Annotated in this window: 9 protein-coding genes; 4 read left to right on the top strand and 5 right to left on the bottom strand. The window is 54.6% G+C overall.

Annotation, left to right across the window (positions count from 1 at the left end):
* Positions 1 to 556 precede the first annotated feature (556 nt).
* On the top strand, positions 557 to 1,351 hold the full coding sequence (locus PBOR_RS01400; RefSeq protein WP_167549509.1) for a hypothetical protein: 795 nt from the start codon (positions 557 to 559) through the stop codon (positions 1,349 to 1,351).
* Positions 1,352 to 1,357: 6 nt separating this feature from the next.
* Here the strand turns inward: PBOR_RS01400 and PBOR_RS01405 are convergent, their stop codons facing one another.
* Positions 1,358 to 4,393, bottom strand: coding sequence for a DEAD/DEAH box helicase (locus tag PBOR_RS01405; protein WP_042210102.1), 3,036 nt, complete (start codon positions 4,391 to 4,393; stop codon positions 1,358 to 1,360).
* Complete coding sequence (locus tag PBOR_RS01410; protein WP_042210103.1) at positions 4,390 to 6,027, bottom strand: SWIM zinc finger family protein; 1,638 nt, start codon at positions 6,025 to 6,027, stop codon at positions 4,390 to 4,392. Before PBOR_RS01410 ends, PBOR_RS01405 begins: the two co-directional genes overlap by 4 nt.
* A 231-nt stretch (positions 6,028 to 6,258) precedes the next feature.
* Between PBOR_RS01410 and PBOR_RS01415 the strand changes: the two genes are divergently transcribed.
* The 3 genes from PBOR_RS01415 (at position 6,259) to kdgT (ending at position 10,949) form a co-directional block, all read left to right on the top strand.
* Positions 6,259 to 8,577, top strand: a complete 2,319-nt coding sequence (locus PBOR_RS01415) for a helix-turn-helix domain-containing protein (protein ID WP_042210104.1) — start codon at positions 6,259 to 6,261, stop codon at positions 8,575 to 8,577.
* Positions 8,578 to 8,747: 170 nt separating this feature from the next.
* Complete coding sequence (locus PBOR_RS01420) at positions 8,748 to 9,761, top strand: tripartite tricarboxylate transporter substrate binding protein (protein ID WP_081971870.1); 1,014 nt, start codon at positions 8,748 to 8,750, stop codon at positions 9,759 to 9,761.
* A 183-nt stretch (positions 9,762 to 9,944) separates the two neighbouring features.
* Positions 9,945 to 10,949, top strand: coding sequence for a 2-keto-3-deoxygluconate transporter (gene kdgT / locus PBOR_RS01425; RefSeq protein WP_042210105.1), 1,005 nt, complete (start codon positions 9,945 to 9,947; stop codon positions 10,947 to 10,949).
* Positions 10,950 to 11,352: 403 nt separating this feature from the next.
* Here the strand turns inward: kdgT and PBOR_RS01430 are convergent, their stop codons facing one another.
* The 3 genes from PBOR_RS01430 to PBOR_RS01440 all read right to left on the bottom strand — a co-directional run bounded on the left by PBOR_RS01430 (position 11,353) and on the right by PBOR_RS01440 (position 13,615).
* Positions 11,353 to 12,231, bottom strand: coding sequence for an AraC family transcriptional regulator (locus tag PBOR_RS01430; RefSeq protein WP_042210106.1), 879 nt, complete (start codon positions 12,229 to 12,231; stop codon positions 11,353 to 11,355).
* Between the two features lie 94 nt (positions 12,232 to 12,325).
* Positions 12,326 to 12,721: a VOC family protein gene (locus PBOR_RS01435; RefSeq protein ID WP_042210107.1), complete on the bottom strand. Its 396-nt coding sequence runs from the start codon at positions 12,719 to 12,721 to the stop codon at positions 12,326 to 12,328.
* Between the two features lie 24 nt (positions 12,722 to 12,745).
* A complete protein-coding gene (locus PBOR_RS01440; protein WP_042210108.1) occupies positions 12,746 to 13,615 on the bottom strand; it encodes a GNAT family N-acetyltransferase in 870 nt (289 codons plus the stop codon).
* Positions 13,616 to 13,817: the final 202 nt, after the last annotated feature.

Consider the following 13,817-nt stretch of genomic DNA (forward strand, 5'->3'; position numbering starts at 1 on the left):
CACCTGTAACGGCTCTGCAGCTATGGCACTCCCATAGATAATATGAAGCAAAGAACCGGCAGCAGATAGGGCGGAATAGTGCTCTATTCCAGCCATGCCGGGCTGCGGATCCTATATTCTCTATGGGGATGCAATTCCTAAAGGCATACGCGGCCGGGCGGAGCAACCTCGGTTCTCCGTTCGATCTAAGAAACGTTACCTTCCCTTACAAGGATGGCAAAAGCCGTTTCTACTTATCCCGCGTATAGTTCAAGCTATGGGCTGCCTCTAAAAATGGATAGACCTATCCTGAGTCCTCTGCACAAGGCAGAGCTTTCGCGCTATGAAGCTGTAATTAGCCGCGTAAGTTACGAATCCGGATATAATCTATCACACTGAGCCCTCCGTTCTAAAAAAGTTAAGTTGATTTTAGCACAGCGGGTATGAAATGGCAACTGCGCCCAGTTACGGAAGCACCTGATGGCTGTGGAATGCCCCCCGCTGTCAATAAACCAGAAACTTCTAATCTGCTCGGCATATGATATATGAAATAGCTTTAATAGGAGGGTGATCAGCTGTGCCCGTATTGACAACCAACATGTTAACAAAGAACCCTACCTTGGGAGCAGGGCCTATCAGTCAAGCTGTCGTAAAGGTAGTGAACAATGGAACCTCCAGAGGAGTGGTCTACTTAACCGGGCTTAATAACGATGTAAGTCCGGCGACTCTGTTCGCCCAGGAACTGTTTGAGTTGAATTACAGGGAAGTCGTAACCAAAACCTATAATGTTACACAGAATTTTTTTCAATTCAATGTAGTGTACTCCCAGGAGCAGGTCCGTGTACGGGTGTTCCTGATTGACAGCAGCGGGGTCTGGATTCCCGTTCCGATGCAGCCGATTGCTGTAAGCCGGATCACTTCGGAATTCCGTGACAATATAGCTGTTACTGATAGCGATTTCGCAGCCATCAGCTTCCGGAGAAGCCCCACGGTGACTATTCCCGAAGCGGTGACTGCCGAGATCAAAGCGGATGGACTGGGAATTCTGGCCTCCACTCCCATCCGCTATAAAGTGATCGCCGGCGGAAGCGTCAACGGAGCCTTTGTGAACTATCCTACGCCGACTACAGCTATTCCCATCACTGAAACTGCGCTGCAAGTGAACTATACATGTACAGCAGTCACTGGCGGAAGGGTCATCACTCAAGGAATCGGCTCCGGCATAGCCGGTGCGTACCAGAATGTTGCCGTGAATCTGGTGAATCAGCAGCTGCTCTACGACATGCAGCAGGAGCCCATTACGCTGGTGGTAAGTTCCCTCGCGGGAGAGGACAATCTGGCTGCTACTTTTAGAATGTCGGAGCAGTGGTAAAATCCGTTACCCCACCCATTCCCTCCGCAGTGTGAACAAATCCTTCAGCGCGTCCGTAGACAGCTCGGTGATCCAGCCTTCGGAGCCGGAGATTACATCATCGCTGAGCTGCTGCTTGCTCTCCAGCATCTCGTCAATCTTCTCCTCCAGCGTGCCGAGTGAGATGAACTTATGCACCTGTACGTCCCGGGTCTGGCCCATGCGGTAGGCGCGGTCGGTAGCCTGGTTCTCCACCGCCGGATTCCACCAGCGGTCGAAGTGGAATACATGATTGGCGGCGGTCAGATTGAGGCCGACACCGCCCGCTTTGAGCGAGAGGATAAATACATTCGGCTGATCGGAAGGCTGGTACCCGGCGGCAGATGCGGCTTCGCCCGCAGGCAGCGCGGGAGCCTGGAACCGCTCAATCATGCGGTCGCGGGTGCTCTTCGGGGTGCTGCCGTTCAGATACAGCACCGGTTCCTGCAGCTCCTGCTGGAGCACAGCCTGCAGCATCTTGCCCATGCCGACGTACTGGGTGAAGATCAGGCAGCGTTCATTCTCTTCGCGCAGCTCGCGGACCATGGCCAGCAGCCGTTCCAGCTTCGCAGACCGTTCAATCAAGGCGCCGGTATCCAGAACGCCTCCGGCCTCCGGCTCGGGCAGCGCCTCTTTGGTCAGCAGCATTGGATGGTCGCAGAGCTGCTTAAGGCTGGTTAAGGCGGCCAGAATGGCTCCCTTGCGTTCAATGCCCTCCAGCTTCTGCATCCGTTCGAGCAGGCTGTTCACGTTCTGGTCGTAGAGCGCCGCCTGCTCTGCTGTCAGATTAATGTAGGTTTTCATTTCATTCTTATCCGGAAGATCGAGCTGAATGGCCGGGTCCTTCTTCTTGCGGCGCAGCATGAACGGCTTGACCAGCCGCTGCAAATCTGCGGTCTTTTCGGCATTCCGCTCTTTCTCAATGGCGTTAGCGAACCGGTCCTGGAACCCTTTCGGAGTGCCGAGATAACCCGGTGTGATGAAATCGTAGATCGACCACAGCTCGGACAGCCTGTTCTCAATCGGTGTCCCCGTCAAGGCGATCCGGTGCAGTGCCGGGAAGCTGCGCACAGCAGCCGATTGCTTCGTTCCGGCGTTCTTGATATTCTGCGCTTCATCGAGGCACACAGCCGCCCAGGTGAACTGCTTCAGCAGCTCCTGGTCCAGCGCTGCCGTAGCGTAAGAGGTTAAGACTACATCCGCCTGGGAAGCTGCGCCGTAGAAATATCCGGCATCCAGCCGTCTGCTTCCATAATGAAGCATCACGTTCAGGGAAGGGGCGAAACGCTGCAGCTCCTTCTGCCAGTTGCCGAGCACCGAGGTCGGGCAGATGATCAGCGAAGGCCAGCCGGCCGGCTCTGTCTGCCGCCGGGCAACCGGTGCGCCGGAAGCTTCCGCTTCTGCCTCCTGCTCCTTCATGTGGAGCAGGTAGGAGATCAGCTGCACGGTCTTGCCGAGTCCCATATCATCGGCCAGACAGGCGCCGAGGCCGAAGCGGCGCAGGAATACCAGCCAGGCATAGCCTTCATGCTGGTAGCTGCGAAGCTCGGCATGCAGGCCGGCCGGAACCTCCGGCTTCGGCCACTGGCTGCGCTGTCCGAGCTGGCCGATGATTCCGACCAGATGCTCGTTCAGCTCGACCTCCAGCCGGACGCGGGCTGCTTCCTCCTCGGCGCGCTGCGCTTCTGCCTCCTCCGCGTCCGCGTCTGCACCGCTGTTCAGCAGGTGCAGCTGCAGTACATCCTGGAAGGACAAGCCCTGCGACTTGTCCATCCCGGCCATGGCCCGCTGAATCTGCGCCAGCAGCGCAGGGTCCAGCGGTATCCACTTGCCGCGGAACTGGACGAGGCGTTCCCCGCGTGCAACGAGGTCGGCGAACTCCGCCTCGGACAGATCGGCGTCGCCGATGGAAATGCGCCAGTCGAAGTCGACGAGCGCATCGAGGCCGAACAGCGACTGCGCGCGGCTGCCCTCGGCGGTGCCGGAGCTGATCTTCGCGCGCAGGCGGGGCTTCCTGCGGCTGGCGGCTTCCCACCACGCCGGCAGCAGCACCTGCCAGCCGGCCTCCAGCAGGAGCCGGCTGTCCACGGTCAGGAACCGCCACGCGACCGCGTCGCTAAGCGGTTCAGCCAGCACATCGGCGCCGCGCCCGATGTGCTCCGGAAGGCTGTCACGCAGCCGTGACAGCCACCCGGCCGCGCGCTCGTGGACATGTTCTGTCCACGATGCGGGCCACAGGCCATGCGGCTCGCCGTCCCCGGTGAGCCGCAGCGGCACAAGCGCGGACTCGTCGCGCTTGTCCTGCAGGAGCAGCTGGAGCCGCCAGTGCGGCAGCTCTTCGTCCGGTTCAAGCAGCTGCAGCACCGGCCGGAACGGCGCGGTGTCTGCCTTCCAGCCGATGGACATCAGCCAGCTGTCTTCGTCCATACCGGCCGCACTGCTCGGGCTCGCGCTGAACAGCAGCGGGAACTCACTGCGCAGGTCACCGGCTTCCGCGTCGGTGCCGTAATAGCGCTGGAAGACCGCCGCAGAGAAGGCGGCCTGCAGACCTTCGGTGAACCCGCTGCGTCCCTCAAGACTATGCAGCGCCGCCGCATCGTCCCAGTTGGCTTCGGCGGCTTCAGCCAGCCGCTTCTCCTCCCAGGCCCAGCGGAGCTGGCCCTCCCGGTAGGCGGAGAAGCTGGGGGCATACTGTTTATTCTCCAGCATACCAGCCAGCAGCGGGGCCAGCCGCTTCAAGAGCTGGGCATCGCCCTGCCAGCTCCAGCCGACATGCCGGAGCAGCCGCAGGCTGGCGAAGAACGGAATCACCTGCTCGGCAGGAAGCACCACAAGCTCGACCTCATCCGCCTTCGAAATAGTAAGCTCCGTTCCATAGAAGGATTCTTCATGCCAGGCGAACAGCATTTGCTTCAGCTGGACGCCGGGTACATAATCATCCCGGTCATCTACGCCGTAGATCAGCGCGTCGCCGTACTGGCTTAAGGCGAGCTGAACGGTAATATTGCGCATCATTGTGTTCATGGAATCAGTTTTCCTTTCCGCAGTTCCTCCTGAAGAGCGCGCAGCCGGCTGTGCCGGTCCGTGAAGGCTTCGAGGAATTCCTCCCAGCGAGCTTCGCGTTTCAGCTTCTTGTACAGCTTGGCCAAACGTTTCAGCAGCTTCACCGCTGCTTTGTAGCTGTGCCGGTTCTTGTCCAGCACGAATCGTTCCACAGCCTGATGATAGAACGGCAGGAGCAGCTCCGGCGCATTCTTCTCCACCGGCTGCAGGTCGCTGACCCGGAAGTCGGCAGGCTGCCGCCCGGCCGACAGCTGCATATCCATCCATTCCGGCCATCTCCCGTAGGTCAGCAGCTGCTCTTCATAAATCTCGCGCGACAGCGGCAGCATACCGGCGAGTGTATCCCACATCTGCGGCTCGGCTTCGGGTTGATGACGGACCGCTTCATCCCAGTACCCGGCGTACTCCTGCAGATTATACAGCCGGCTGCTGAGCAGCGGGCCAATCTCTGCCAGCCATGCCGTGAGGCGTGTCCACTGCCGGGCTTCGGCCAGCGGGGGCAGGAAGCTTATCAGTTCCTCCGGGTGAAGTCCGGGGCGCTCAGCAGCTGCGTGCAGCTGTTCCATGGCGGCAGCATCATCCTGCAGATAATAATACATCCGGCTCTCGGCCAGCAGACGGGCATGGCGGGAAGCATTGGTACTTAAGTCGCTTCCAGCCTGACGCAGGTGCTCCAGCTCTTCGGCATACAGCTCCGGCCCGCTTAGATTCGGCGTAATCCAATGGGTCCACAACAGGGTATAACAGTAAGAGAAATAGGGCTGATCCCGCGAACGGTCGCGGGCTTCCGTCAGCATCTCACCCCGCAGATAAGCGATTGTATCGTAAACTCTGGGCCATTCTTCAGGGGACTCCGCCAGCGGCAGGCTTTTCTTCATCATGTCCGTGATATGCTTCTGCAGCTCAGAAATCGCAATCGAGGTATAGTAGCCTACAGAGTAGCCGAGTGAGGAGAGGTTCGCCGCAAGCGGCTGTCCTCCAGGCTTAACTAAGCTTTCCAGCACACAGAGATGAGTATGAAGCTTGAACAGCTGGGCGGCAGCGGGAGACAGCTTGGGGCGGACCCCGGAGATGGCGGCCAGCGCCCGGTCGGCATACTGCGGATTTCGCACGGTATGGGCCAGGGGCTCTATAAGGAGTGCCATATATTCACGCCACTGCTGCACAGTGGCCTCTGGAATAAGCGCCTCAAGCTTCTTCAGCTGTTCCCCCCGCCGTCCCGGAACGCCTTGAGCAGGAGCAGAGGGGATCTTGGGTATGTGCACAAGTGCCTTGGCATTGGCGATCGAATGTACAGGTTTGCCCTGAAGCTCCGCATAGTTCATCAGTACAGCGGCCATATGCTTGCACAGGCCGGATACGGGACAATCACAGTGGCTCTCGGGCAGATTGTCCAGCTCAACCGAAACGGCATAATCCTCCCTGCCCTCAACCAGCGACATGATTCTCTGCTGCGTAATCATCCTGAAAGCCTGGACACGCTTCTGCTTATAATATTGAAACCCCCGCTTAAGGGTTAGATCATCGAAATAATGGGCCACATCCGAGATGAGTTTGTCCCATCCGGCATCATCCATGGCATAATTTGGCTGCATCGCTATCGTTCTCCTGTAGCAGATTGGTGTTGAAACAGTACCGCCCCTGCAAACAGGACGGCAGCGTCGTTTCGGATTGAATCATTCCTTTCATTATATCATTTCTGCGTATTTTATCCGTAAATGCTTAAAATCTTAAAGGGTATGACATGCTCCATATTGAAGTATAGGTGAACATGCTACTCTAAGGTCTGGACCAAGAGAGAACGCTGGAAGGATGAAGCTAAGGAAATGCTGCGATTTAAATTGAAATATCTGCTGAACAACAAACAAAACCGGCTCATTCTGATGCTGACGGCAGGAGTATCACTTCTGATCACTTTGATCGGGCTGTTCTCCTATAGAGAGTACCGCAACGCACTGGATACCGAGCTCAATACACCGAATGTTGAATTGCTGCAGATTAACGTGGATGTGACGAACCGGGCCTTCCGCGAATCCGATAACAAAGCGGTCGATTTATCCTTTCACCCGGCCGTACTGAAATATATAGAAGCCGCTACCGGGGACAATGCCCGTATTGCTGCAGAGCCGCAGGAGTATCTCAAGACGCTGGCGACAGAGCCGGATGTGCATGCCATCAGCGTGATCAAGTTCAAGGATCATTCCGTCCTCTCCAGCGGCTACGGCTACGTATCTTCCTGGGAGAATGCGCCGGAGCATGCCTGGGAGTCCTGGATCGGGGAGATTAAGGAGAAGCCGCTTCTGATCAAAAGAAGGCTGTACACCGGCACCGACTCCCGTCTCAGTGAAACAGAGCTGCTGTCTTTGGCCCGTCCGGTTGTGGAGAACGGGGAAGTGACCGGCGCGGTGCTGATCGATCTCGATTACGATATGCTTTTCTCCAAAATGTATACCCATCTCTCGAACTATCAGCTGGTGTACAACCTGGAGGGGGAACTGATCTATCCCAAGCTGAACCTTCCGTTCCCGCTGGCGGACATGCAGAATGTACTGAAGGATATTGATGTCAGCCCGTTCGCCCATGTGCGGATCGGCGGTCAGGCCTATATGGCTAATCAGACCTTCTCCAATGTGACCGGCTGGCGGCTGATTTCGCTGGTGCCGATGGAGCAGCTGCTGAAGAATGTGAAGATCGCGCGCAATATGATGCTGATGCTGTCCCTGATCTCGATCGCCGTAGGTCTATCCGCTATTTATTATTATAATTTTGCGGCCTTCCGGCCGCTCAAGCGGATTAATAAGCTGCTGCTTCCCGAACAGAAGGCGGCCGGGCAAGGCGGTCTGTATGATCTGGAGCCGGTTATCGGCAAGCTGGTCGGTGACTTCCAGAGCAAATCGCTGGTTGCGGACTGGAGCCTGCCGGAGCTGCGTTCCAAGTTCGTGCAGGATCTGATTACCCGGAGCATCGGTACCCAGGAGACGCAGACGAAATTTGAACATTATTTTGGCGGCTGGACGGAAGGTCCGTTCGAGACGCTCGCCTTGTCTATTGACCGTCATACCCAATGGGCGGCGGGGTTCATAGAAGAAGATCAGCTGCTGCTTAAGTACGCAATGATCAACATTGTGCACGAATACTTCGAAGCTTCGTGGCGGTCCGTCATCGCTGCACCGCAGAAGGACAGTCTGGTCATCCTGCTGCAGGCGAAGAGCCGCGAAGAGAAGCCGTTATATACAGATGCCCGTAAGCTGGCCGATCTTATTCTTGAAGTGCTGAACATATCCGTGTCCATTGGCATCGGCGAGCAGGCCGGAGCGATTGCCCAGGTGCCCCGTTCCTATTCAGAGGCACAGCTGGCTCTATCCTACCGGTTATATGAAGGTTATGCCCATGTCCGTGTGTATTCGCATGCGGAGAACAAATATGAAGAGAGCAGCGGGTCGGCTGACGAAGCCTGGAAGCAGGAAATGCTGAGTGCCCTGAAGTCTTCGGATGCCCGGGCTGCGCAGGAGTGGATCCGCAGATGGTCGGCCGAGACCCGCAAGAAAGGAATTCAGCCGCAAAAAGTATTCCGCACCGTCGATGACCTGCTGGAGGAAATTCTGCATATAGCAGCGGCCGGGGGATACCCGCTGCCTGCCGAGCTGGCTGACTACACCTGGCATCAGGTGTCGACGATGGAGCTTCAAGAGATTGAAGACATGCTATGCAGCATTGCTGTTCATATGGCCGGTGCGTTCGGAGCGCACCGGCAATCGAAGGAATTCCTGCTTGTCCAGAATCTGATCAAATATATGGAAGAGAATCTGCAGTTCAATATCGGGCTGCAGGATATCGCCTCCCATGTGAATATGGGGGTGTCCTCGGTGAGTACGATCTTCAAGGAAGAGACCGGAACAACCGTGTATGACTATCTGACCAACCTCAGAATTGATAAAGCCTGTGAATTGCTGCAGGACAGCACTCTGCGGATCGCCGATATTGCGCTGCAGGTCGGTTACCAGAATGAGAACAGCTTCATCCGTGTATTCCGCAAGATTAAATCGACGACACCGGGCAAGTTCCGGGAGAATAGCAAATCTTCCAAAGAGTATGCAGATCAGCCAAAACCGCGCCATTCCGGCGTTTCTGAGGATTCCGAATAAGATTATACGATTGAAGGAACACCCCCGAATGCGATAAAGTTCTATTTGAGAAAACTTTCACAGCTTCCCGGAAGGGCGGCTGATGCTCAGAGAATTCGGGGGTGAAGCAGCGGGCGCAGGGCCAGCGTAAGAGTCAGCGGCTGCGCGATTACTGTTAACAGAGAAGAGGGATGGTTTTGAAACGGACAACCAGAATAGGAATCTGGACGGCATCGGTACTCGTGGTTCTGCTGCTCCTTAGAACCTTCATTCAACTGACAGGCGATGCGGATCAGAAGAATGCCAGCACCGATTTTCCCGAGCGGCCGATTACACTAATCGTTCCCTATGCGGCCGGCGGAGGAACAGATACTACGGCAAGAGCGCTCGCCAAAGCGACAGAGAAAGTGCTGGGCCAGCCGATTATTGTGGTTAACCGGACAGGCGGCGGAGGTTCAGTGGGACTTATGGAAGGCGCGAACGCCAAGGGCGATGGCTATACCGTCACCTTTTTGCCGGCCGAGCTGACGATTCTTCCCCATCTGGGACTATTGCCGATTACCTATGAGAAGTTCAAACCCATCGCACAGACGAATTTTGATCCTTCCGCCATTACCGTAAGACAGGACGCGCCATGGCAAGACGTCAATGAATTTCTCGACTTTGCGAAAGCGCATCCAGAGGAACTCAAAATGGGAAACGCAGGAACGGGGAGCATTTGGCATTTGGCCGCCGTAACCTTAGAACGGGAGACTGGTGTGAAGTTTGCACATATTCCTTTTGAAGGCGCAGGGCCAGCCGTTTCCGCTTTGATGGACGGATTCGTGGACGCGGTACCGGTCAGTCCCGCCGAGGTGAAGAAGTATGTAGATGAAGGCAAGCTGCGGACCCTGGCGGTTAACGCCGATAAGCGCTCAGAGGCGCTGCCGGATGTGCCGACCCTGGAAGAGCAGACCGGAATACATGTGAACTTCACCAGTACATGGAGAGGACTTGCTGTGCCGAAGGATACGCCGGAGGCCATTGCGGAGGTGTTGGCCGGAGCATTTATCAAAGGAACCGAGGACAGGGCTTTCCGCGAATATATGAAGTCGAACGGACTTGGACTGCTCGTTAAGGACGGCAGAGCCTTCTTGAAACAGCTCAAGGAAAGCGATGATGTATTCGCCAAAATGATCCCGGAGCTAGGACTAAGCCGCAAGTAAGCTGTACGTATCGTGAAAGCGCCATCAGGCAAAGTGATCTCAGTAAACCCGCCCGCTGACTTGCGGGATTGTAGTGAACGGGGAACTTGCTGGGGCTGGTTTGCTGCGCCTTCCTAAGGAAAAATAAGCATGATCTGCAATATTATATAAACTCATTACGAGTAAGAGAGGTATGGTAATCATATGAAAATCAAAAAGACATTAGATCGGATTCCCGGCGGAATGATGCTGGTTCCCCTGTTCCTGGGCGCGATCATTCACACCGCTTTTCCTAACGCAGGCGAATATTTCGGAGGCTTCACCAAAGGCCTGATGACAGGAACCGTGCCGATTCTGGCCGTATGGTTCTTCTGTATGGGCGCAGCGATTGATGTAAGAGCAACCGGAACGGTACTCCGCAAATCAGGTACCCTTGTATTAACCAAGATTGCTGTAGCATGGGTTGTAGCTATGATCGCGATCCAGTTCCTGCCTGAGGGCGGTGTGCAAACCGGCTTCTTCGCCGGATTATCCGTTCTCGCCATCATCTCCGCTATGGATATGACTAACGGCGGCCTGTACGCTTCCATCATGCAGCAGTATGGTACCAAAGAAGAATCCGGGGCGTTCGTGCTGATGTCACTCGAATCCGGCCCGCTCGTAACGATGCTGATTCTGGGCAGTACCGGCGTTGCCGTATTCGAACCGCATGTGTTTGTCGGCGCTGTGCTTCCGTTCCTGATCGGCTTCATCCTGGGTAACCTGGATCATGATCTGCGTGCTTACTTCGGCAAAGCAACCCAGACACTCATTCCGTTCTTCGGCTTCGCATTGGGCAGCTCAATTGACCTTGGCGTTATCGTTGACACAGGCCTGCTTGGTATTCTTCTGGGTGTAGTTGTTATCATTATTACAGGTGTTCCGCTGATCCTGGCCGACAAATTCATTGGCCGAGGTAACGGTACCGCCGGACTTGCCGCCTCCAGTACCGCCGGAGCTGCTGTTGCCAACCCGATGCTGGTGGCGAACATGAAGCCGGAGTTCCTGCCTGCAGCGGAGACAGCCACGGCGCTGGTAGCCGCCTCGGTTATCGTAACATCCATTCTTGTTCCCATCATAACCGCCTACTATTCCGACTATATGAAGAAAAAAAACCCGCCGGCAGCAGAGGGTCCTATAGATGCTAAGATTACGGAAGCAGCGGTATAATAACTGCGGATAACAACGTGATATTGACGATTTTTATCAGCTGAAGTTTAAATGTTTGACCCTCCGGACGCCGTTGCGGCTGCTCCCGGGGGGTCTTTTTAAAGTATAGGTGGAAACGTGTTAATATCGCATCATCCGGAAATAGTTGGATTTTCTCCACTTGCTGTTTAACGAAGGACGCCTATTAAGACAACAGTTGGATAAACAGCACTTAAATTTCTTCATATAAGCCAAAGCCGAGGAAATGCACGGAATTAAATGCCGTTTATCCATTTATTTGCCCCAGACCTGCTACAACAACTGAATTAGGATACGTTTATCCACTTAATCACAACTCAGTGAAAGGGCTTTGGCCTAAGCAATAATTTCTGTCCAATATACTAATAATAAAGTCCAAATCATTTTATTTCTTTGCTACAGGAATCCAAACCTCGCAGATCGATTCTTCATGTGTGTCATCGGTCCAGTAGTATTTCTCCATGCACGGCCCTTCCACTTGCTCAAAGCCTGCCGAAGGGAACCATTCGGAATAGATTCTCCGCCACACATTTAGAATTTCCAGTCCTATCTCCGCGTCATCCGGAAACGTATCACGGCTATCGAATACGGCATAGGTCTGATCAGGTACAGTCAGGGTATCAAGCTCCTGTGGGACCTCTTGTCCTTCCGGCAGTTCGATTCCCATCAGATAACGTTTGGTTCCGTCCTCGCTGAAGTCGTAATAATAGCCGAACAGCAGCGAACCTGCGGGTCTTCCGGCTAACTCGTTAATCCGGTCATGCGTCCCGTCTTTCCAGATTTTCTCTACGAACGCGGGTATTTCTGTGTAAGCATCCTGGTGAACGATAACCTCTTTTCCAATGACGAGGCAACCCTTTTCTTCCGTAATCCGGTAATTCATTTCAGTTTCTCCTTTGATCTGAATTTGAAAGGAGATTCGGGGGAACGACTTGAGCTTCACGTTCTTCTTCTTCGCCATTTGCGGGGTTACCCCATGCATTCTCTGGAACGCTTTGGCGAAGGATTCCGGTGTCTCATAACCATACTTAAGCGCGATATCGATCACCTTGCCGTCCGTTCCGGCCAGCTCTTCCGCCGCCAGCGTAAGCCGCCTGTTGCGTACATATTCAGTAACGGTGAAGCCTGTAAGAGCATGGAACATGCGCTGAAAATGATATTTCGAAGTCATCGCTGCTCCGGCGATATCCTCAACTCCTATGGCGGAATTCAAGTTCTGCTCCACATAATCAATCGCCTGCTGAAGCAATCGGATCGTTTCCAAATCCTCACCTCTCCTTTCAATTTCATTGTAGAGAAACCGGCAGAGCTGTTCCTGACCGGGAATGCTTTGATTTGTCCATCCGTAGCTTCACCGGCTATACCTGCTCCTGCGCAATCTCCCAAATATGTCCCGCCGGGTCTGCGAAGCTGGCTGTGCGGATACCCCAAGGCCGGTTCATGGGCCCGTTAAGCAGATTCACGCCTCGTGCTTGTAATTCGGCACATACGGCATCGACACTGTCGACGCGGATCGTGAACTGAAACCGTGATCCGGAGGCGCGGCCGGCAACGGCAGCGGGCTCAATCAGCCCGGGGGCTTCGGAGATGTGCAGCAGATTGATGCTCATATTGCCGAAATTATAGACGGCCGAATTCTCGTCCGCGTACACCTCTGCAAGACCAAAAACCTCCTGATAGAATGCCATGGTGCCAGGCAGATCCTCAACGAACAACGTAACTACACTGATATTCTGTGATCCCAGGTTACCCATGTTTGTTATCGCTCCATTTCCTGTTCATATTTTACTTTCAGACACTTCCAGCGTTTTCCTCATATATTCCATAATATGCGTTTCCTGAAACCCGAGGCTGTCATACAGCTGCCGGGCTTCATTCCCAGCAACACAGCACAGGATGACGGCTGAATGGCCGCGCTGATAGATTTCATTGCATAGGTACTTCACAAACTTTCGCCCGATCCCGCGTCCCTGAAGGTCTGAACGTACGCTGACACTGCTGATTTCATTCCCGTGGAGGTGGCTGTAAGCGGCGATTTCCCCATTGATTTCGTAGACAAACCGGTCCTCTGCGTCCGCTTTCCAGGCGTTTCGTCTGCCTTCATTAGGCTGGGCAACCACCGAATCCGGGAAGCGGCCGATACGGACGCGCATTTCATGAAATGCAGTGGCATACAGCGAGTGGGCTGGAAGAAAGTCTTCATCTTCATACAGCCTTACGGGGACTTCTTCCTGAGAAAAGAACCCGCCGGTCCGCTTCATATAAACAAGTGAGTAGTATGGGGCATAACCGAGCTTACGGGCAAACCCGGGAGATGCTGGAGCCCCGGAACGAAAAGAAGTGCTGACCGCGCGGGTTCCGCCTGCCTGCAATTGTGTCTCGGCAGCTAGCACCATTGCCGCGCCGATTCCTCGTCTGCGAAACCGGGGAGCGACAAACACATTTAAATGCGACTGGTGTGTAGGCGCTTCCATCTGAGCCAGTGCAATAAGCGCATCATCAATAAAAGCGCAAATAAACGTTTCCGGTTCTTCATCAAGCACCTGGAGGAGGTCTGCGCCAGCTTCCGCATCCTGGCTTAATAATTCGCTGGCGGTATAATAGTCCTTCTTACTGAAGCGTTCGTAGCGGATATCTGACAGGTTCATTAGCCTCTGAGTCCTCCGTTAAAATTGTGACTTAGCTTACATTTCTATAGAAATTAATTCTATTTACCGCCAGTGATTATTGCATAGAATAATAGGTATTTCAACTAAATTATGTATCGGAATCCGGAGATTAGGTGCGCCGTGAACAAAAGCTTGAGCAAATAATCCGCTTGCGGACTCCAGCGCCGTTATTTCACCGGAA

The sequence above is a fragment of the Paenibacillus borealis genome (genome assembly GCF_000758665.1).
In the GTDB taxonomy this organism is placed as follows: domain Bacteria; phylum Bacillota; class Bacilli; order Paenibacillales; family Paenibacillaceae; genus Paenibacillus_AQ; species Paenibacillus_AQ borealis.

Bases quoted from the DNA above. Each gene is read 5' to 3' on its own strand.
- PBOR_RS01405 (WP_042210102.1), bottom strand. From the start codon at position 4,393: ATGAACACAATGATGCGCAATATTACCGTTCAGCTCGCCTTAAGCCAG.
- PBOR_RS01410 (WP_042210103.1), bottom strand. From the start codon at position 6,027: ATGCAGCCAAATTATGCCATGGATGATGCCGGATGGGACAAACTCATC.
- PBOR_RS01415 (WP_042210104.1), top strand. From the start codon at position 6,259: ATGCTGCGATTTAAATTGAAATATCTGCTGAACAACAAACAAAACCGG.
- PBOR_RS01420 (WP_081971870.1), top strand. From the start codon at position 8,748: ATGGTTTTGAAACGGACAACCAGAATAGGAATCTGGACGGCATCGGTA.
- kdgT (WP_042210105.1), top strand. From the start codon at position 9,945: ATGAAAATCAAAAAGACATTAGATCGGATTCCCGGCGGAATGATGCTG.
- PBOR_RS01435 (WP_042210107.1), bottom strand. From the start codon at position 12,721: ATGGGTAACCTGGGATCACAGAATATCAGTGTAGTTACGTTGTTCGTT.
- PBOR_RS01440 (WP_042210108.1), bottom strand. From the start codon at position 13,615: ATGAACCTGTCAGATATCCGCTACGAACGCTTCAGTAAGAAGGACTAT.